16 protein-coding genes and 4 tRNA genes are annotated in these 21130 nt (G+C 61.0%); 2 read left to right on the top strand and 18 right to left on the bottom strand.

The window, feature by feature from the left end; genetic code table 11:
- Positions 1–213: 213 nt before the first annotated feature.
- From VC35_RS05095 to leuC, 9 genes are all read right to left on the bottom strand, one after another.
- Positions 214–840: a phosphoribosylanthranilate isomerase gene (locus tag VC35_RS05095; RefSeq protein ID WP_046038183.1), complete on the bottom strand. Its 627-nt coding sequence runs from the start codon at positions 838–840 to the stop codon at positions 214–216.
- Between the two features lie 63 nt (positions 841–903).
- The gene (gene truA / locus VC35_RS05090; RefSeq protein WP_046038182.1) at positions 904–1728 is read right to left on the bottom strand and encodes a tRNA pseudouridine(38-40) synthase TruA; all 825 of its coding nucleotides are present in this window, start codon (positions 1726–1728) and stop codon (positions 904–906) included.
- A gap of 262 nt (positions 1729–1990) precedes the next feature.
- Complete coding sequence (locus tag VC35_RS05085; RefSeq protein ID WP_046038181.1) at positions 1991–4600, bottom strand: motility hub landmark protein FimV; 2610 nt, start codon at positions 4598–4600, stop codon at positions 1991–1993.
- A 205-nt stretch (positions 4601–4805) separates the two neighbouring features.
- On the bottom strand, positions 4806–5816 hold the full coding sequence (locus VC35_RS05080; protein ID WP_046038180.1) for an aspartate-semialdehyde dehydrogenase: 1011 nt from the start codon (positions 5814–5816) through the stop codon (positions 4806–4808).
- A gap of 185 nt (positions 5817–6001) precedes the next feature.
- Positions 6002–7114, bottom strand: coding sequence for an aspartate-semialdehyde dehydrogenase (gene asd / locus VC35_RS05075; protein WP_046038179.1), 1113 nt, complete (start codon positions 7112–7114; stop codon positions 6002–6004).
- 66 nt (positions 7115–7180) lie between these two features.
- Positions 7181–8263: a 3-isopropylmalate dehydrogenase gene (leuB, locus tag VC35_RS05070; RefSeq protein ID WP_046038178.1), complete on the bottom strand. Its 1083-nt coding sequence runs from the start codon at positions 8261–8263 to the stop codon at positions 7181–7183.
- 51 nt (positions 8264–8314) lie between these two features.
- A complete protein-coding gene (locus VC35_RS05065) occupies positions 8315–9082 on the bottom strand; it encodes a class I SAM-dependent methyltransferase (protein ID WP_046038177.1) in 768 nt (255 codons plus the stop codon).
- Positions 9083–9226: 144 nt separating this feature from the next.
- Positions 9227–9871, bottom strand: coding sequence for a 3-isopropylmalate dehydratase small subunit (leuD, locus tag VC35_RS05060; protein WP_046038176.1), 645 nt, complete (start codon positions 9869–9871; stop codon positions 9227–9229).
- An 11-nt stretch (positions 9872–9882) separates the two neighbouring features.
- Complete coding sequence (gene leuC / locus VC35_RS05055; RefSeq protein WP_046038175.1) at positions 9883–11301, bottom strand: 3-isopropylmalate dehydratase large subunit; 1419 nt, start codon at positions 11299–11301, stop codon at positions 9883–9885.
- Between the two features lie 147 nt (positions 11302–11448).
- Here leuC and VC35_RS05050 point away from each other — a divergent pair, with 147 nt between their 5' ends.
- Complete coding sequence (locus VC35_RS05050) at positions 11449–12339, top strand: LysR family transcriptional regulator (protein ID WP_046038174.1); 891 nt, start codon at positions 11449–11451, stop codon at positions 12337–12339.
- 65 nt (positions 12340–12404) lie between these two features.
- Complete coding sequence (locus VC35_RS05045; RefSeq protein ID WP_046038173.1) at positions 12405–15683, top strand: sensor domain-containing protein; 3279 nt, start codon at positions 12405–12407, stop codon at positions 15681–15683.
- A 31-nt stretch (positions 15684–15714) separates the two neighbouring features.
- Here VC35_RS05045 and VC35_RS05040 read toward each other — a convergent pair whose 3' ends face one another.
- The 9 genes from VC35_RS05040 to gltX all read right to left on the bottom strand — a co-directional run bounded on the left by VC35_RS05040 (position 15715) and on the right by gltX (position 21123).
- Complete coding sequence (locus tag VC35_RS05040; protein WP_046038172.1) at positions 15715–16674, bottom strand: tRNA dihydrouridine synthase; 960 nt, start codon at positions 16672–16674, stop codon at positions 15715–15717.
- Between the two features lie 174 nt (positions 16675–16848).
- The gene (locus VC35_RS05035; protein WP_046038171.1) at positions 16849–17286 is read right to left on the bottom strand and encodes an acyl-CoA thioesterase; all 438 of its coding nucleotides are present in this window, start codon (positions 17284–17286) and stop codon (positions 16849–16851) included.
- A 49-nt stretch (positions 17287–17335) separates the two neighbouring features.
- Positions 17336–18169, bottom strand: coding sequence for an alpha/beta fold hydrolase (locus tag VC35_RS05030; RefSeq protein ID WP_046038170.1), 834 nt, complete (start codon positions 18167–18169; stop codon positions 17336–17338).
- A 29-nt stretch (positions 18170–18198) separates the two neighbouring features.
- The gene (locus VC35_RS05025; RefSeq protein WP_008050839.1) at positions 18199–18738 is read right to left on the bottom strand and encodes a TetR/AcrR family transcriptional regulator; all 540 of its coding nucleotides are present in this window, start codon (positions 18736–18738) and stop codon (positions 18199–18201) included.
- Positions 18739–18923: 185 nt separating this feature from the next.
- Positions 18924–18999 (bottom strand) — tRNA-Glu (locus VC35_RS05020).
- Positions 19000–19079: 80 nt separating this feature from the next.
- A tRNA-Ala gene (locus VC35_RS05015) sits at positions 19080–19155 on the bottom strand.
- Between the two features lie 53 nt (positions 19156–19208).
- Positions 19209–19284, bottom strand: a tRNA-Glu gene (locus tag VC35_RS05010).
- 79 nt (positions 19285–19363) lie between these two features.
- Positions 19364–19439, bottom strand: a tRNA-Ala gene (locus tag VC35_RS05005).
- A 202-nt stretch (positions 19440–19641) separates the two neighbouring features.
- A complete protein-coding gene (gene gltX, locus VC35_RS05000) occupies positions 19642–21123 on the bottom strand; it encodes a glutamate--tRNA ligase (RefSeq protein WP_046038169.1) in 1482 nt (493 codons plus the stop codon).
- Between the last annotated feature and the right edge of the window lie 7 nt (positions 21124–21130).

The following is a 21130-nucleotide window of genomic DNA, read 5'->3' as shown; positions in this document are numbered from 1 at the left end:
TCTTTCTCCAGTACCGGCGGCCCGAACGCTCTGGTTCGCGGCCCCGTGTATGCCCTAGCGCTAAATTCATGTGTGCGAAGAGGGTTGATGGACTGCCACGGTCAGCGCGAAACATGACCTGCGTGCAACCACAAACCCTCGGATCTGCCTGCTGTGTGCAGTGCATCCGCTTTGTACAGTGCAGTGGACGGCGGCAGTCTGCCAGCCGTCACATCAACAGGTGCTACCGCGTACCGCTTTGATAAATGCCTGAACCTTGGCGTGATCCTTGATGCCCTTGCTCGCCTCTACCCCGCCGCTGACATCCACGGCATAAGGCCGAACGCGGGCTATCGCTTCGGCGACGTTTTCCGGCGTCAGACCGCCCGCCAGAATGATCGGCTTGCTCAAGCCTTGCGGTATCAATGACCAGTCAAATGCCTCCCCGGTTCCTCCGGGAACGCCTTCGACATAGGTATCGAGCAGGATTGCGCTGGCACTGGCATAAGCATCGCAAGCCGCGGCGATGTCATCTCCCGCCTTGACCCGCAGCGCCTTGATGTACGGACGGTGCCAGCCTTCGCACTCGGCCGCGCTTTCATCGCCGTGAAATTGCAGCAAGTCCAGGGGTACCGCGTCGAGCAGCTCACCTAACTCGCAACGGCTCGCATTGACGAACAGTCCCACGGTGGTCACGAATGGCGGCAGCGCCTTGATGATCGAGCGCGCCTGCTGGAACGTCACCGCACGGGGGCTTTTGGCGTAGAACACGAATCCGATGGCATCCGCCCCGGCCTCGATGGCTGCCAACGCATCCTCTATGCGGGTAATCCCACAGATCTTGCTGCGAACGGCTGACATGTCGACACAACTCCAAGACAAATCCGGGAAAGTCCCGGATGGTAACAAAAGCATTCGAGGGCGTCAGCCGCCAAGTTCCGAGAAGCCGGTCAGGAAGTGTGGACCGATGTAACGCTCGGGCAATTGGAACTCGTCACGGTACTCGACCTGAACCAGATACAAACCGAAGGGATGCGCGGTCACGCCACCGGTGCGTCGAATCCGGCTCTCCAGCACGTCTTTCATCCACTCCACCGGACGCTCTCCGGCACCAATGGTCATCAGCACACCAGCAATGTTGCGCACCATGTGATGCAGGAAGGCGCTGGCGCGAATATCCAGCACGATCATCTTGCCGTGACGGGTGACGCGCAGGTGATGCAGCTCCTTGATCGGCGACTTGGCCTGGCACTGGCCGGCGCGAAAAGCACTGAAATCATGGGTACCGAGCAGGTATTGAGCGGCCTCGGCCATGCGCTCGACGTCCAGCGGACGGTGGTTCCAGGTCACTTCTTCGTTCAGGTGCGCCGGGCGAATCTGATCGTTGTAGATCACGTAGCGATAACGCCGGGCAATGGCCTTGAACCGCGCATGAAAATGCGCCGGCATGACCTTGGCCCAACTGACACTGACGTCGTGGGGCAAGTTGATGTTGGCGCCCATGGTCCAGGCCTTCATCGAACGCTCGACCTGGGTGTCGAAATGCACCACCTGTCCGCAGGCATGCACCCCGGCGTCGGTACGCCCGGCGCACATCAGCGAAACGGGTGAGTCGGCGACTTTGGACAAGGCGTTTTCGAGGGTTTCCTGCACGGTAAGCACCCCGGACGCCTGGCGCTGCCAGCCGCGGTAGCGCGAGCCTTTGTATTCGACGCCCAGCGCGATCCGGAAAAAGCCGTCGGCTGCCATTTCGGCGGCCGGGTTATCTATATTTGCCAAGGAGGGACAGCCTGATGATGTACCAAAGGCCGGTATTATAAGGCCGCCGGGCGGGGATGCCAGAGGGATCTCCACTGACTGTTCCGGCCTCATCGCGGGCAAGCCCGCTCCCACAGGGTTCTGTGGCGCTCGCAAAGTCTGCGAAGGGGCCACTGCAGACGACATCAACTCATCGACCAAACAAAAACGGCAGCCTCAATAGGCTGCCGCTTTTTTACAATCTACCGATCACTCAAGCCAGGCGCGAAAGCATTTCCTCGGCTTCACTCTTCTGCTCGGCACTGCCTTCGCTTACCACCTCATTGAGGATGTCACGAGCACCGTCGCTGTCGCCCATGTCGATATAGGCCTGAGCCAGATCGAGCTTGGTAGCGGCTTCGTCAGTGCCCGAGAGGAAGTCGAAGTCATCATCGCTATCCAGCGCGGCATCAGCTTCGGTAAAGGTCGGCTCGCCGATGCTGTTGGACAGGCTCTCCAGTTCGGCGTTGACATCATCCAGCTCGGCCGCGAACGCATCCGGTGCGCCCATTTCGTCGGCCAGCGACAGATCGAAATCGGCCGGCAATTCCAGGTCATCCAGCGCGACCTCAGGAACAGCTGGGGTTTCGGCAACCGGGAAATCCTTCACGCCCTCATCCAGATCCAGCAGGAAATCGTCTTCAGCCAACATTGCCGGTGACGGTTGCGCACCGAGATCCAGGTCAAGGTCGAAGTCCGACAGATCGTCGAGGCTTTCCTTGATTTCATTCTGCTGCTGCAACACCGACTCAAAACTCAGATCGTCGTCCAGCGGGAACTCTTCCAGGTCTGCCAGCGCCGCCACTTCAGGTTCCGGTGCAGGGACAGGCGCAGGCGCCACAGGTGTAATCGCGTCCAGATCATCCAGGCTCAGGTCGAAGGCGCTGTCGAGGTCATCCTCGAACGGCATTGGCTCTGGCTCTGGCGCCGGCGCTTGCGGCTCATCGAGCAACAGGTCCTTGACGTACTGTGCGTCCAGCTCGGCAGCAACAGCGGCTGCGGCGATGCCACCGGCAGCCACCAGTGCCATGGCCGGGAAGCGGCTTTTGAGCTTTTCAACCTGGGCGAAGTTGTCGCCATTGGCCACCAACTGACGCTCCTGGCCGACGAACGCATCGCGGTCGCCTTGCTGGCCGTAGACTTCCATCAGTTTCAAGCGCAAGTCGCTGCGCTTGGGCTCTTGCTTGACGCCGTCCTCCAGCAACGCGGCAGCCTGGTTCAGGCGACCGGCATTGATGTGCGCTTGAGCCTGGCCCAGCACGTCGTCGGAACGCTCGGCAGCGGGCGCCACCAATGGCGCGGCGATCGGCGTGGTCATCACCACCGGAGCAACCACCGGCGCTGGCGCGGGAGCAGGCGCCGGGGCATTCGCCAGCTTCACGCTCGGCGGCGGAACTTCCAGGCCATCGAAGCTGCTTTCCGGCAAGTCGAGATCGGCCGAGAACGGCTGCTCCTCGGCCAGGGCACGGGCCATGCGCAGATGCTTCTCGGCTTCTTGCTGGGCTTTGCGGCGACGGGCCAGCAACAGCAGCAAGAGCAGCAGAATTACCGCACCGCCACCCACCAGACCCAGCAGCACCGGATTGGTCAGCAATTCATTGAATTTCTGATCGTCGGATGCCGCTGGTGTCGCTTCAACGGGCTTCTCGGCCACCGCCGGAGTTGCCTCGGAGGCAGGCGCAGCGGCAACCGGTGCAGGCGCTGCGGCCGGGTTGGCAGCCAGCTCGGCCGACATTGCCGGTGCTGTCGCAGCCGCTGGTGCAGCCGCAGAACCCTCGGTTTGCAACTTGGCCAGTTGATTGTTCTTCAGCTCGATCAGGCGCTGCAGCTTGTCCACCTGACTTTGCAGGTCGGCCATGCGGCTTTTCAGTTCGGCGTTATCACGACGACTGGTGTCGAGGCTTTCCTGGGTCACCGCCAGCTTGTTGCTGAGGGCCTTGGCATCTCCGGCAGCCCCTTTGCCAGGGTTCTTGCCGGATTCGGCAGACACCAGGCTCAGTTTGTCGGTGGCCGCTTGCGCCGGAGCAACATCGGTGCGAGCGCGATTGGTGGCGTCAAGCTGTTGCTGCCCTGCCCCGGGTTTCGCCACATAACGGCGACCCTGGCGCCAGGCCTTGTTCTGTGCGGCCACTTCGGCAATGGCCTTGGTTTGCGGCAGGCCGGTGCTCTGTGCCTGATCCGGCATGCGCAGCACCTGGCCGGTTTTCAGGCGGTTGATGTTGCCATCAATGAAGGCGTCCGGGTTCAGCGCCTGGATAGCCAGCATGGTTTGCTGGATCGAACCGCCATTACGTGCCTTCGCGGCGATTTCCCACAGGGTATCGCGCGGCGTGGTGGTGTATTGGGACGGCTTGGTCGCACCAGTGACGGGCGCGGCAACCGTTGACGTCGGTTGCGCAGCCGCTTCAGCGGTTTGCGGCGAGAATTTGGACGGATCGAGCAGCACACTGTAGTCGCGCAGCAAACGGCCGTTCGGCCACATGACCTGAACCAGGAATTTCACCATGGGTTCGGAGAGTGGCTTGCTGGAGGTCACGCGCAGGATGCTTTTGCCGCTGGCGTTGAGCACCGGGGTGAAGGTCAAGTCGTTGAGAAACGCCTGGCGGTCGACACCGGCCTTGGCGAAATCGTCTGGTGAGGCCAGGCTCGGCACCACTTCGGCGGCGGTGAGATCCTTGACATCGAGCAGCTCGATTTCCGCCACCAACGGCTGGTTGAGCGTCGATTTCAGGGTCAACTCCCCGAGCCCGAGGGCATGCGCCATACCGGAGGACAGCGCCGAGGCGGCCGCTATTGCTAACACCAGTTTGCGAACTTGAACCATTAGCTCATCCTTAGTTTGAACATTCCTCGGCCAGCGAGAAGGTATTGATAGCCGCTGCCGTAAGGCATTGCGCGCAACGGCGAGGGTCGTCGCGCGCGGTCATTTCATTGATGCCCGGCAAAGCCCCGCAGAGTGGCTCGCCTTCAGCACCCCGGCAAGCATAGGCTCGCGGGGAATCATTCGACAAATTGTTGCAAAGTATCTTTTACAGCAGGTCTTTTATCAACAACTCGGCCAACTGCACAGCGTTGAGCGCCGCGCCTTTGCGTACGTTATCTGACGTCAGCCACAGATTAAGTTCCGACGGGTCGTCAATACCCAGGCGAACCCGACCGACGTAGACCACATCCTGACCTACCGCATCGCCCACCGGAGTCGGGTAATCGCCGGCTTCCACCAGCTCGATGCCGGGTGCGTCTTCCAGGGCCGCATTGATCTTCGCCAGGTCGATCTCACTCGCGGACTGCAGGGTCACGCTATAGCTATCGCCAAAAAACACCGGGGCTTGAATGCAAGTGACAGAAATCTTCAATGAAGGCAGCGCCATGACCTGACGCAGCTCACGCACCAGGCGTTTTTCCAGCAACGTATGACCTTGCTCATCCGGCTTGCCGACCTGGGCCAACAGGTTGAAGGCCATCTGCCGATCAAAGAATTTCGGCTCCAGCGGACGCACATTCAGCAGCTCGGCGGTCTGCCGGGCGAGCTCGCTCACGGCTTCGCGGCCCTGGGCCGATACCGCAAGGCTGGCGGTCAGGCTGATGCGCTGCAAATCAAGCAAACCCATCAGGGGCGCGAGCACCACTGCCAGGGTGGTGGCCGACGGGCTTGGGCTGCTGACCTGAAACGGCTTTTTCAAGCCGGCCAACACCTGGGCGTTGGCCTCGGGCACGACCTGCGGCGCCTTTTCGGCCGGCAGGGCACCGGAGAGATCGATCACCGAGCAACCGGCATCGGTCGCGCGGGAAGCGTAACTCAACGAGACCGCCGGGCCGGCGGCAAAGAATGCTAATTGCACCTTGCTGAAGTCGAACTCATCGACTTCCCGCACCCGCACGTTCTTGCCGCGAAACGGAACCGAACTGCCGGCCGATTCGCTGCTGGCCAACAGGTGAAGAGTGCCGATCGGGAAATCGCGTTCTTCGAGAATCTGCACGAGTGTTTCGCCGACAGTACCGGTGGCGCCGATCACGGCAATATCAATGGTCTGGCTCATGGGTTTTACCTCTGGCGAAACGGGGGGAGCGGCACTTTACCGGGTGGGTGAGATACAGGCAATTCTGCCGGGTCTTGCGGTGACCGCGAAGAGGCCGGTATGGGCAACCAATAAACTTCAGACTGTCAGGGATAAAAAAACCCGCGCCTCTTTCAAGGCGCGGGTTCTTTCATTGCATCAACCGATCAACGCTCAAGCAGGATCCGCAGCATGCGACGTAGTGGTTCGGCCGCGCCCCACAGCAACTGGTCGCCGACGGTAAACGCGCCGATAAATTGCGAACCCATGTTCAGCTTGCGCAGACGGCCAACCGGAATGTTCAGGGTGCCGGTGACCTTGTTCGGGCTCAGCTCCTGAATGCTGGTTTCACGGCTATTCGGCACCAGCTTGACCCAAGGGTTGTGCTGACTGATCAGCCCTTCGATATCAGCGATCGGTACGTCTTTGTTCAGCTTGATGGTCAATGCCTGGCTGTGGCAGCGCATGGCGCCGATGCGCACGCAGATGCCATCGACAGGGATCGGGCTCTTGAAGCGACCGAGGATCTTGTTGGTCTCGGCCTGGGCCTTCCACTCTTCACGGCTCTGACCGTTCGGCAGTTCCTTGTCGATCCACGGGATCAGGCTGCCGGCCAGCGGTACGCCGAAGTTTTCGGTCGGGTACGCGTCGCTGCGCATGGCTTCGGCCACACGACGGTCGATGTCGAGGATCGCGCTGGCCGGATCGACCAGTTGATCTGCAACAGCGGCGTGGGTCGCGCCCATTTGCTTGATCAGTTCACGCATGTTCTGCGCGCCGGCACCGGAGGCCGCCTGATAGGTCATGGCGCTCATCCACTCCACCAGGCCAGCCTCGAACAGGCCACCTAGGCCCATCAGCATCAGGCTGACGGTGCAGTTGCCGCCGATGTAGTTCTTGGTGCCCGCATCCAGCTGCTGGTCGATCACCTTGCGGTTGACCGGATCCAGAACGATCACCGCGTCATCCTGCATGCGCAGGCTGGAAGCGGCGTCGATCCAGTAACCCTGCCAGCCGGCTTCACGCAGCTTGGGGAAGACTTCGCTGGTGTAGTCGCCACCCTGGCAGGTCAGAATCACGTCGAGGGTTTTCAGCTCTTCAATGCTGTAAGCGTCCTTGAGCGGAGCAATGTCCTTGCCCACGGACGGGCCTTGGCCACCGACATTGGAAGTGGTGAAAAACACCGGCTCGATAAGATCGAAATCCTGCTCTTCCAGCATCCGCTGCATGAGCACGGAACCGACCATGCCGCGCCAACCGATCAGACCTACACGTTTCATCGCAACTACACCTTCTTGAAATGTGGGCCGCTACCTTGTCTTGAATTTGGCAGCGGGCCCGAGAGATTACAGATTCCGCAGCGCGGCGACTACTGCGTCACCCATTTCCTGCGTACCGACTTTAGTGCAACCGGCCGACCAGATGTCACCGGTGCGCAAGCCCTGATCCAGCACCAGGCTGACGGCTTTCTCGATGGCATCGGCCGCGGCCTGCTGGTTGAAGCTGTAGCGCAGCATCATCGACACCGACAAAATGGTCGCCAACGGGTTGGCAATGCCCTTGCCCGCGATGTCCGGAGCCGAACCGTGGCACGGCTCGTACATGCCCTTGTTGTTGGTGTCCAGGGACGCCGACGGCAGCATGCCGATGGAACCGGTGAGCATCGAGGCCTGGTCGGACAGGATGTCGCCGAACATGTTGTCGGTGACGATCACGTCGAACTGCTTCGGTGCGCGCACCAGTTGCATCGCGGCGTTGTCGACGTACATGTGGCTCAGTTCGACTTCAGGATAATCCTTGGCCACTTGTTCGACCACTTCACGCCACAGTTGGCTGGAGGCCAGTACGTTGGCCTTGTCCACTGAGCACAGCTTCTTGCCACGGACCATGGCCATGTCGAAACCGACACGGGCGATGCGGCGGATTTCGCTTTCGCTGTACGGCAGGGTGTCGTAGGACTGACGCTCGCCGTTTTCCAGAGTGCGGGTGCCGCGTGGCGCGCCGAAGTAGATGCCGCCGGTCAGTTCGCGAACGATCAGGATGTCCAGCCCGGAAACGATTTCCGGCTTCAGGCTGGAAGCCTCGGCCAGCTGCGGGTACAGGATCGCCGGACGCAGGTTGCCGAACAGGCCCAGTTGCGCACGGATCTTCAGCAGGCCACGCTCAGGGCGGATGTCACGTTCGATGGCATCCCATTTCGGACCGCCAACGGCGCCCAGCAACACGGCGTCGGCCGCGCGGGCACGTTCCAGGGTCTCGTCGGCCAACGGCACGCCGTGCTTGTCGATGGCTGCACCACCGATCACGTCGTGGCTCAGCTCGAAACCCAGGGAGAACTTGTCGCTGGCCAATTCCAGCACCTTGACCGCTTCGGCCATGATTTCCGGGCCAATACCGTCACCTGGGAGAATCAGAATCTGCTTGCTCATGCTTTCCTCATGTCATCAGTCGGTGCGCCCTTGGACGCACCCGGAAAAATTCTATCGCTCAGCCATCAGCACCAGTACATCGGTGCTGAACGAACCATCGGCCTCAATCTCAAAATATTCGCGTACTTCATTGCCCATCGACTGCTGCAACTCGCGGATCGCCGCGCGCATCACTTCAGGCGTGCGCATGCGCTCGACCCAGCTGTTGTACTCCAGGCGCAGGCGCTGACGAGTGGTACTGCGGGTGTGCAGCCCCGCCTCGCTGACCTGGCGCAACCACTCGCCGGCGGAATAATCGCGCACATGGCTGGTGTCGCGCAGCACTTCGACGCTTTGCAGGTAAGTGTCGAACAGCGGGCTACCCGGTGACAACACGTCGACGAACGCCGCCACACCGCCCGGCTTAAGGACTCGACGCACCTCACGCAGGGCCACGCCCAGATCACTCCAATGGTGCGCCGAATAGCGGCTGAAGACGAAATCGAATTCGCCATCAGCGAACGGCAGGCGCTCAGCGGCACCGTTGACCGTGGTCACGTTGCTCAAGCCACGATCGGCAGCGGCAGCGGTCACCACGTCGAGCATTTGCTGCGACAGGTCGTAGGCCACCACTTCTTTCACCAAAGAGGCTACGTGAAAACTCACGTGACCGGCACCGCAACCCAGGTCCAGGACCCGGGCATCACCCCGCCCTGCCAGCTCGGCCTGTAGCAGCGCGAATTCAGTGCCTTGAGCGTGTACGGCGCTGCTCAGGTAGGCCGAGGCCTGTTCACCGAATTGTTTCTGGACTACCTGGCTGTGTCGGGCGGTGCTGGTCATGGGGACTTCCTTTTGGGGGTGAGTCTTGGGGTGTCTGTTCTGGCCTCATCGCGAGCAAGCTCGCTCCCACAGGTTTTGTTTACGCCGCAAATCCAATGTGGGAGCGAGCCTGCTCGCGATGGCGTCATTACGCCTTACGCAAAATCAAGCGTCGCGAAACAACCAAGGCTGGCTCGCACGATGCTTGGCTTCAAACGTCGCAATCGCATCGCCGTCCTGCAAGGTCAGGCCGATATCGTCCAGGCCGTTGAGCAGGCAGTGTTTGCGGAAGGCATCGATTTCGAAGCTCAACACCTTGCCGTCAGGGCGGGTCACGGTCTGGGCTTGCAGATCGACCTGCAACTGGTAGCCCGGATTGGCCTCGACCTGCTGGAACAGTTCGTCGACTTCGGCATCACTCAAGATGATCGGCAGCAAGCCGTTCTTGAAGCTGTTGTTGAAGAAGATGTCGGCATAGCTCGGCGCGATGATGCTGCGGAAACCGTATTCTTCCAGGGCCCACGGCGCGTGTTCACGGCTGGAGCCGCAACCGAAGTTCTCACGGGCCAGCAACACGCTGGCGCCCTGGTAACGTTCAGCGTTGAGGACGAAGTCCTTGTTCAGCGGACGCTTTGAGTTGTCCTGGTAAGGTTGGCCCACATCCAGGTAGCGCCATTCATCGAACAGGTTCGGGCCAAAGCCCGTGCGTTTGATCGACTTCAGGAATTGTTTCGGAATGATCTGATCGGTGTCGACGTTGGCACGATCCAAAGGCACGACAAGTCCAGTGTGCTGGGTAAAAGCTTTCATGCTGCGCTCCTTTAGATCAATTCACGGACGTCGATGAAACGACCGTTCACAGCGGCGGCGGCGGCCATGGCCGGGCTGACGAGGTGGGTACGACCACCGGCGCCCTGACGGCCTTCGAAGTTACGGTTGGAGGTCGAGGCGCAATGCTCGCCGGACTCCAAGCGGTCCGGGTTCATCGCCAGGCACATCGAGCAACCCGGCTCGCGCCATTCGAAACCGGCCTCGAGGAAAATCTTGTCCAGGCCTTCCGATTCAGCCTGGGCTTTGACCAGACCCGAGCCCGGCACCACGATGGCCTGCTTGATGGTCGAGGCCACTTTACGGCCCTTGGCGATTACCGCCGCAGCGCGCAAGTCTTCGATCCGCGAGTTGGTGCAGGAACCGATGAACACGCGGTCGAGCTGAATGTCGGTGATCGCCTGGTTGGCGGTCAAACCCATGTATTTCAAGGCGCGCTCGATGGAGCCGCGCTTGACCAGGTCCATTTCCTTCGCAGGATCCGGCACGTTCTGGTCCACCGCCAACACCATCTCAGGCGAAGTGCCCCAGCTGACTTGCGGCTTGATCTGGGTGGCGTCGAGTTCGACAACAGTATCGAACTTGGCGTCGGCATCAGACACCAGGTCTTTCCAGGCTTCGACGGCCAGGTCCCATTCCGCGCCTTTCGGAGCAAATGGACGGCCCTTGACGTAAGCCACGGTCTTTTCGTCCGCGGCCACCAGGCCTACGCGAGCGCCGGCCTCGATGGACATGTTGCAGATGGTCATGCGGCCTTCGACGGACAGGTCGCGAATCGCGCTGCCGGCGAATTCGATGGCGTGGCCGTTACCGCCGGCGGTGCCGATCTTGCCGATCACGGCGAGCACGATGTCTTTGGCGGTCACGCCGAACGGCAATTGGCCTTCGACGCGCACCAGCATGTTTTTCATTTTCTTGGCGACCAGGCACTGGGTGGCGAGCACATGCTCGACCTCGGAGGTGCCGATACCGTGAGCCAATGCGCCGAATGCGCCGTGGGTCGAGGTGTGGGAGTCGCCGCAGACCACGGTCATGCCCGGCAAGGTTGCGCCCTGCTCCGGGCCGATGACGTGGACGATGCCCTGGCGAACGTCGTTCATCTTGAACTCGACGATGCCGTATTCATCGCAGTTGTCGTCGAGGGTCTGGACTTGCAGGCGCGAGACCTGGTCAACGATGGCGTCGATGCCGCCCTTGCGCTCCGGCGTGGTCGGTACGTTGTGGTCCGGGGTCGCGATGTTGGCATCGATGCGCCATGGCTTGCGCCCGGCCAGACGCAGGCCTTCGAAGGCTTGCGGCGAGGTCACTTCGTGGATGATGTGACGATCGATGTAGATCAGCGCAGAGCCATCGTCGCGCTGCTTGACCAAATGCGAATCCCAGAGCTTGTCGTAGAGCGTTTTGCCGGCCATCAGACGGTTCCTCATCAGCTTGTTTCTATGCCCCGGGTCTTGAAGTGCTCAATAACCCTTTGGCTTGTGAGGCTGATCCTATGGGGTTACATTAAATAACTCAAATTCATATTTTTTATGCTTTGGATAACCAACTGGAATACAACCATGGACCTGGCCAACCTCAATGCTTTTATTGCCATCGCCGAGACCGGAAGCTTCTCCGGCGCCGGTGAACGGCTGCACCTGACCCAGCCCGCGATCAGCAAACGTATCGCCGGGCTGGAGCAGCAATTGAAGGTGCGGTTGTTCGACCGCCTGGGGCGTGAAGTGAGCCTGACCGAGGCCGGGCGCGCCCTGCTGCCGCGGGCCTACCAGATACTCAATGTCCTTGATGATACGCGCCGTGCCTTGACCAACCTCACCGGCGAAGTGACCGGCCGTCTGACCCTGGCCACCAGTCACCACATCGGCCTGCACCGTTTGCCACCATTATTGAGGGAGTTCACCCGACGATACCCACAGGTAGCGCTGGATATTCAGTTCCTCGATTCGGAAGTGGCCTACGAGGAAATTCTCCATGGCCGCGCCGAACTGGCGGTCATCACCCTGGCGCCGGAACCCCACGCGCTGGTCAAGGCCACCCCGGTGTGGGACGACCCGCTGGATTTCGTGGTTGCCCCGGAGCATTCGTTGCTCAATAACGGCAAGGTCAGCCTGGCGGACATCGCCCGACACCCGGCGGTTTTCCCCGGCGGCAACACCTTTACCCACCACATCGTGCAGCGGCTGTTTGAAGCCCAGGGCCTGACGCCCAACATCGCCATGAGCACCAACTACCTGGAAACCATCAAGATGATGGTATCGATCGGCCTGGCCTGGAGCGTTTTGCCGCGCACCATGCTCGATGACCAGGTGGCGCGCATACCTTTGCCGGGCATACAGCTCACTCGCCAGCTAGGCTATATCCTGCACACGGAAAGGACACTGTCGAACGCCGCGCGGGCTTTCATGGCCCTGCTGGATGCTCAACTCGATCCGCCAGGGACTCAAGGCTAAGTTGTGCTACTCCTATAGAGCCGCGAATTCCCGTGCCAAACGCCCATTCAGCCTAAGGCTTGCCAATGCCCAAATCTGTTGATCGTATTCCGCCTATGCCGCGTATACAGGCACTTGACCCGAAAAACTCCGAACAGAGCTGGGAAAGTGCCTCGCAACTGTTGGCCGCGCTCAACGGCGCGCGCCTGGGTGCCTGGTATTGGGACATCGAGCGCGGGCAGATCAGCTGGTCCCGGGGTACGCAGGCGTTGTTTGGGTTCGATCCCCGCAAACCATTGCCATCGGATCTGGAATACCTCGACCTGCTGCCTCCGGAAGACCGCGCGAAAACCGTTCGTGCGTTCCACGCGGTCATCGCTGGCGCGCCGCTGGAGCAAATGATGCATCACCGCATCCGCTGGCCCGATGGCAGCCTGCACTGGCTGGAGATCAGCGGCAGCCTGTTGCCGGACAAGCACGGCCGGCCACGGATGATCGGTGTGATCCGCGAAATTACCCACCAGCGCCAGCGCGAACAGGCGTTGAGCAGCTCGGAAAAACGCTTCGCCACCCTGTTCCACCTGTGCCCGAACATGGTCCTGCTGACCCGCCAGGACGACGGCCTGATCTCCGAAGCCAACCAGTATTTCGAAAGCCTGTTCGGCTGGCCGGTGCAAGACGCGATCGGCCGCACCACCCTGGAGCTGGGCCTGTGGGTGCATCCCGAGCAACGGGACGACCTGGTCAAGGCCACCAAAGCCAAAGGCGACCTGGTCAGCATGGAAGTGCAGTTTCGCGCCAGCAATGGCCAGATCCACGACGGCATCCTCAGCGCGCAAAAGGTCGAGCTCGAAGGCCAGCCCTATCTACTGAGCACCTTCCTTGACACCACCGAACGCAAAGTCGCCGAACAGGCCCTCAAGGACAGCCAGGAACGCCTCGACCTGGCCCTGGATTCGGCGCAACTCGGCACCTGGGACTGGCACATTCCCAGCGGCATGCTCTACGGATCGGCACGGGCCGCCCAACTCCACGGCCTGGACGCCAAACCCTTTCACGAGTCCTTCGACGAGTTCTTCGAAGGTGTGCCCGGCGAAGAGCGCGACACCATGCGCGACGCGTACCGCAGCCTGCGTGAAGGCCCGGCCGGCAACTATCAATTGACCTACCGCGTGCAATTGCCCGACGGCAGCTCGCGCTACCTCGAAAGCCGTGCCCGCCTCTACCGCGATGAAAACGGCGTGCCGGTGCGCATGGCCGGTACATTGCTCGACATCACCGACCAGGTCGAGCGCGAACAACGGCTGGTGGCCTCCGAAGAAAAATTCGCCACGCTGTTCCAGGTCAGCCCCGATCCGATCTGCGTCACCCACCAGGACACCGGCCAGTTCATTGAAATCAACTCCAGCTTCACCCAGACCTTCGGCTGGAGCACCGCCGATGTGATCGGCCGCAGCGCCGACGAAATTGGCCTGTGGGACGCTTCGGCGAAAAGCCTGCGACGGATCGAACAAGTGATCCGCGAACAAGGCCTGAACAACGTGGCCATTCTCGTCCAGCACAAGGACGGACAGGTCCTGACTTGCGTGATTTCCAGCCGCCAGATCAGCGTCGGCGACCAGGCCTGCATCGTCACCACGCTGCGCGATATCACCCAGCAACAGCGCTCGGAAGCGGCGCTCAAGGCCAGTGAAGAGAAATTCGCCAAGGCCTTCCACTCCAGCCCCGACGCCATCACTATCACCGAGCGCGACACCGGGCGCTATCTGGAGGTTAACGACGGCTTCTGCCGCCTGACCGGCTACCGCGCCGAGGAAGTGGTGGGCCGCACGGTGTACCAGGTCGGGATCTGGGCGGAAGAAAAACAACGCTCGGCGCTACTGGCCGAATTGCAGATCAAGGGCCGGGTTCATCACCAGGAAATGCTCGGGCGCAACAAGCGCGGCGAACTGCTCACCGTCGAAGTCTCAGTGGAACCAATCACCCTCAATGAAACCGCCTGCCTGCTGCTGACCGCGCGCGACGTCAGCCTGCTGAAAAACGCCGAAGCGCAGATCCGCCACCTGGCCTACCACGACCCACTGACCAACCTGCCCAACCGCGCCTTGCTGATGGACCGCCTGAGCCAGCAGATTGCCCTGCTCAAACGGCATAACCTGCGCGGCGCGCTGATGTTCCTCGACCTCGACCACTTCAAGCACATCAACGACTCCCTCGGGCACCCGGTGGGCGATACCGTGCTGAAAATCATCACCGCGCGCCTGGAGGCCAGCGTGCGCATGGAAGACACCGTCGCGCGCCTGGGCGGAGACGAATTCGTGGTGTTGCTCAGCGGCCTCGAAGGCTCGCGCAGCGAGGTCAGCGACCAGGTTCGCGAAGTGGCCGACACCATCCGCGAGCTGCTGTCCGAACCGATGTTCCTCGACGGCCAGCGCCTGCAAGTGACACCCAGCATCGGCATTGCCCTGATCCCCGATCACGGCTCGACCCCGACCGACCTGCTCAAGCGCGCCGACATCGCGCTTTATCGCGCCAAGGACTCGGGGCGCAATACCGCGCAGATGTACCACAACACCATGCAAAAGGCCGCGAGCGAACGCCTGCGCATGGAGACTGACCTGCGCCTGGCGCTTTCCCGGGGCGAGTTTCGCGTGCACTACCAACCTCAGGTCGACGCCCGGGGCGACCGCATCGTCGGCGCCGAGGCCTTGGTACGCTGGAATCATCCGGAGCTCGGCGCGCAGTCACCCACCGAGTTCATCAAGGTGCTGGAAGACAGCGGACTGATTCTGGAGGTCGGCACCTGGATCCTCGACGAAGCCTGTCAGGCCTTCAAACAGTTGATCGACGACGGCCTGGTGAATCCGTACAAATTCAGCCTGTGCGTGAACATCAGCCCGCGCCAGTTCCGCCAGAACGACTTCGTCGAACGAATTGAAAACAGCCTGACCAGCTATGGCCTGCCCTGCTCCCTGTTGAAGCTGGAAATCACCGAAGGCATCGTCATCCAGAACCTGGAAGACACCATCAGCAAAATGCGCCGCCTGAAAAAACTCGGTGTGAGCTTCGCCATGGACGACTTCGGCACCGGCTATTCCTCGCTGACCTACCTCAAGCGCTTGCCGGTCGACACCCTGAAAATCGACCAGTCGTTCATCCGCGACGCCACCAGCGACCCGAACGACGCCGAGATCATCCGCGCCATCGTCGCCATGGCCCGCAGCCTGGATTTGAAGGTGATTGCCGAAGGGGTGGAAACGGCGGAACAGCTTGAGTTCCTGCAGGGGCTGGAGTGCCACTTCTACCAAGGGTATTTGCACAGCCAGCCGTTGCCGGTGGAAGAATTTCAAAAACTGCTGAAGTAGCGCTTTTTAGAGGACAAGGCACAAAAACGGCTCAGGCCGCTTCCGCCACCGGCAGACCCAACAAGCGCGAGACGTTATCCAGCTCGGTCTCACGACGCAGCACGGTGAACAACTCCACCGCCTCGGGATAATTGCGGGTCAGCATCGCCAACCATTGCTTCAGGCGGCCCGGTGATTGGCGTGGTGTCATCTGCGCCTTGGCTTGCAGCCAGAAGTCCTGGATCAGTGGCAGCAGCTCGGTCCAGGTCATCTCGACCACTTCTTCACCAGCCCGCGCCGCGGCGATCTGCCGGGCGAGATCCGGACGCGAAACCAGGCCGCGACCGAGCATGATGTCTTCCACGCCGCTGATCTCGCGGCAACGCCGCCAGTCTTCGACGCTCCAGATGTCGCCATTGGCGAACACCGGCACCTTGACCACGTCCTGCACCCGCGGAATCCACTCCCAGTGCGCCGGCGGCTTGTAGCCGTCGACCTTGGTCCGCGCGTGCACCACGATATGCTCGGCGCCGCCTTCGGCCAGGGCCGTGGCACACACCAGCGAACCGTCCGGGCTGTCGAAACCCAGGCGCATCTTGGCGGTGACCGGAATGTGCGCGGGGACGGCACGACGGACAGTTTCGACAATCTGGTTGAGCAGCTCGGGTTCCTTGAGCAATACCGCGCCACCACGGGATTTGTTGACGGTCTTGGCCGGACAGCCGAAGTTCAGGTCGATCACTTCGGAACCCAGCTCGCAGGCCAGTGCGGCATTTTCCGCCAGGCACACAGGATCGGAACCGAGCAATTGCACACGCAGCGGCACGCCGGAGGCTGTCCGGGCACCGTTGAGCAACTCCGGGCCGAACTTGTGGAAATAGGCAGGTGTGAGCAACTGGTCGTTTACCCGAATGAACTCGGTCACGCACCAGTCAATACCACCCACGCGGGTCAGCACATCGCGCAGGATGTCGTCGACCAACCCCTCCATGGGCGCCAAAGCAATTTGCATGAAAAACACACTCGAGGAAAAACGTGCGGCAGTTTACTGGATTATCGAGCGAAAGACTTGCGCATACCTTTGTGGCGAGGGAGCTTGCTCCCGCTGGAGCGCGAAGCGGTCCCCCTGCAAATGAAGAGTGCTGCGCACTCTAACGGGAGCAAGCTCCCTCGCCACAGGGCCGTGTCAGGCCGGGATTTGCAACGCCGGACCATAGCCCTCGATGAACTCCGTCGGCATGCGCTTGGGCTTGCCGGTAGACAGCTCGATGCAAACGAACGTGGTCTGCGCGCGCAATAGCGTGGTGTTGTCGCTGGGGCGGATCAACTGGAAGTGCCGGGTCATTTTCAGGCGCTGATCCCAATCGACGATCCAGGTCGCCAATTGCAACTCATCGTCCTCATAGGCTGCCGCCAGGTAATCGATCTCGTGACGCACCACCGCCATCGCCCGGTCCAGCCGCCGATATTCGACCAGGTCCAGGCCAAGGCGCTGGGAGTGGCGCCAGGCACAGCGTTCGAGCCAGGTCACGTAGACCGCGTTGTTCGCGTGCCCCAACCCGTCAATGTCCTCGGCGCTCACTTGCAGATCAATGATGAACGGCGTTTCCCGATCCCAGCCCATGCCCGACTCCCTGGTCAGATAATTTCGACCGGGGCAGTGTAACGGAAGCTCAGGCGGATTGGCGTGATTGCAGACTGCGCCCGGCCAGCAGTGATAACACGCCATCGATCACCCGCGGGTCGGCCAGCACTCGCTGATGACCTCCGTCCTTCAAACGCAACAAGCGGCTGTCGAACCAGGCTTCGTGAATCAGCTGGGATTCCTTCACCGAGACAAGGTTGTCGTCTTCGGCGTGGACAATCAGACCGGGCATGTCGAGCTGATAGTGTGCGACATCCAGCGTCGCGGCTCGCATGCCGACGTCTTGCTCGACCTGGCGAATGAACGCCGAGCGGGCCTTCGGTGGCAGCCCGACATAGCGGGCAAAACCACGCAACACGCCGAGAATTCGCGCCGGAGCGGCAATGGAGACCAGGGTTTCGGTGCGCAAGCCCAACTGGACCGCGAGCATCGCACTGGCGCCGCCCATGGAGTGACCGATGACCGCTTGCAGGGGTGGCAGTTCGGCGGCTGCTTCAAGCATGGCGCGGGCGAACAGCACCACATTCGCCTCACTGCCCGGTGAGCGACCGTGGGCCGGACCATCCAGGGCCACGACCGAGTAACCGGCATCGACCAGTGCGGTGATGAGGCTGGCAAACTGCGTCGGCCGTCCTTCCCAACCATGCATCAGCAATACTGCCGGGCCCTGGCCCCAGCGCAAGGCCGAGAGGCCGAATCGCAGGGTGATCCGCTCGGACTTCGCCAACAGCGGCAGCTCCCAGTCACGCAGCGGCAGATCCCGTGGCGTCATGAACGCCTGTCGCATTTTGCTTGCGACCAGTTTCGGGGCAAACCAGCCCAAGGTGCCATTAACGCCACGAACCCACTTTAACGCGCTCATCGCATTCTCCTCAGGCCGCAGCCTTCAGGTCAACGCACTGCCGATTTGGCGGCGCGCAGTAATCGATCGGACAACTCTCCCGGCCCCAGCGCCCGCGCCAGAGCCAGCCCACCCACCATCAAGGCCATGTCGGCCAGGGCTTTTTCGGTTTCCTCAGGGCTGGCCGCCAACTGCGCGACCATCAATTCCACATGCTCATTGAGCGCGACACGAAACGCTTCCGGCAGCCGCCCCAGTTCGCCGACCGATGCCGGGATCGGACAGGCTGATTCGGAGGAATCACGGTGCTTGCGCGACAGATAAAACGCTGCCACCAGCGCGCGGCGCTCTTCGCCGGTCAACTGCGCATCCATGTCGGCAATCAGGTCACGGCGGTGACCGAGCAATTGCCTGAACGCCTCGAGCATCATCGCGTCCTTGCTTTCGAAGTGGGCGTAGAAGCCGCCGACCGTCAGGCCCGCCGCGCCCATCACTTCGCCCACACTTGGCTCGGCCGGGCCGCGCTGAATCAGCGCTGCGCTGGCAGCCTTGAGGATGCGTTCGCGGGTTTGAGCTTTTTTATCGTTCATCGTTGCCTCCGAATATTACGATTGAAATATTATTCTCATAATAAATTTTAGCAAGTCATGGGGGTGACCGCTGGTCTGAAGAACAGTTTTTTTGGAAATGGGGGAATTTGGCCAAACGCCAGACAAACAAAAGGGCCATTCAATAATTGAATGACCCTTATAAAATCCCGCAGAGCGGGTAATCGTGGCGTCCCCTAGGGGACTCGAACCCCTGTTACCGCCGTGAAAGGGCGGTGTCCTAGGCCACTAGACGAAGGGGACACAAACCCTTCTATACAACTGATCAGTGCTGAGTGCTGATCGATTCAAGGCCGGTGTGGCCAGACCTTGAACTGTAAAATTGGTGGAGCTAAGCGGGATCGAACCGCTGACCTCCTGCATGCCATGCAGGCGCTCTCCCAGCTGAGCTATAGCCCCGGATTTTTCGCCTCGCGGCGGAGCGACATCTTGCGACATCGCTTCTGTAAAACTGGCGTCCCCTAGGGGACTCGAACCCCTGTTACCGCCGTGAAAGGGCGGTGTCCTAGGCCACTAGACGAAGGGGACGCAAACCCTTCTATACAACAGATCAACGCTGAGTGTTGATCGCTTCAAGACTGGTGTGGCCAGGCCTTGAAGTGTAAATTGGTGGAGCTAGACGGGATCGAACCGTCGACCTCTTGCATGCCATGCAAGCGCTCTCCCAGCTGAGCTATAGCCCCTCATCGTTGATGTCATCGCTGAGGACGGGGCGAATCTTAAGGGCGTATCGAAAGCCTGTCAAACTTATTTTTCAAAAAATTTAAAATTTTTTGCCGACATAACAACCACTTACCGCCCTCCCCCCATAAATTCGGGGGAAAACGCCGGAGAACAGGAACAAAAGATCCCGGCCTCCGACGGCTACCGCAGAGTCAGGCGTGCTCAGGCGATAGCGCCCAGCAGCTTTTCCCACTCCTTGTTTTCTTTCTTCGACACGCCGCCCAGCAGGTCAATGGCCTGGCGCAGACGGAAACGGGTCAGGTCCGGCCCGAGGATTTCCATCGCATCGAGCACCGACACCGAGCTGGCCTGGCCGGTGATCGCAGCGAACATCAGCGGCATGGCATCACGCAGCTTCAGCTCCAGGGATTCGACCACCGCCTGAATGGTCGCGGTGATGCTGTCCTTCTCCCACTGACGCAGGCTTTCGAGCTTCCACAGGATCAACTGCATCAACTGACGAACCTGATCGCCCGAGAGTTTCTTGGATTCGAACAGCTTGGCATCGGGGTTCACGCCACCGGCAAAGAAGAACCCGGCCAGGGGTGCCACCTGGCTGAAGGTTTCGACCCGGCCCTGCACGTGCGGCGCGATCTTCATCATGTATTCGGAATTGAACGCCCACTTCTGCACCCGCGTGGCGAACTCTTCCACCGGCAGGTCGCGCAGCCACTGGCCGTTGAGCCACGACAGCTTCTCGATGTCGAAGATCGGCCCGCCCAGGGACACGCGCTTGAGATCGAAGTTGTCGACCATTTCCTGCAGCGAGAACTTCTCGCGCTCGTCCGGCATCGACCAGCCCATGCGGCCCAGGTAGTTGAGCATCGCTTCGGGCATGAAGCCCATGCGCTCGTAGAAGGTCACCGAGGTCGGGTTCTTGCGCTTGGACAGCTTGCTCTTGTCCGGGTTACGCAGCAGCGGCATGTAGCACAGCTCCGGTTGTTCCCAGCCGAAGTATTCGTACAGCAGGATCAGCTTCGGTGCCGATGGCAGCCATTCTTCGCCACGCAATACGTGGGTGATGCCCATCAGGTGGTCGTCGACCACGTTGGCCAGGAAGTAGGTCGGCAGGCCGTCGGTCTTCATCAGGACTTGCATATCCATGCGGTCCCACGGGATTTCAACGTCGCCGCGCAGCATGTCCGGCACCACGCAGACGCCTTCGCTCGGTACTTTCATCCGGATGACATGGGGCTCACCAGCCGCCAGGCGACGGTCGACTTCTTCCTTGGACAGCAGCAGCGCACGGCCGTCGTAACGCGGGGTTTCACCGCGGGCCATCTGCTCGGCGCGCATCTGGTCCAGCTCTTCGGCGGTGCAGAAGCACGGGAAGGCATGGCCCATCTCGACCAGTTGCTGGCAATACTTCTGATAAATATCGCCGCGCTCGCTCTGACGGTAAGGACCGTGCGGGCCGCCGACATCCGGGCCTTCGCTCCAGTCGATCCCCAGCCAGCGCAAGGCGTCGAAAATCTGCTGTTCGGACTCGCGGGTCGAACGCAGTTGGTCGGTGTCTTCGATCCGCAGGATGAACTCACCGCCGTGCTGCTTGGCAAAGCAATAGTTGAACAAGGCGATGTAGGCGGTACCTACGTGGGGATCCCCGGTAGGCGATGGCGCGATGCGAGTGCGGACGGTGGTCATGGCATGT

Origin of the sequence: Pseudomonas fluorescens (assembly GCF_000967965.1) — a bacterium.
Taxonomy (GTDB): Bacteria; Pseudomonadota; Gammaproteobacteria; order Pseudomonadales; family Pseudomonadaceae; genus Aquipseudomonas; species Aquipseudomonas grandcourensis.
The sequence above is the reverse complement of the archived record's forward strand: the minus strand, read 5'-3'. Positions and strand labels throughout refer to the sequence as shown.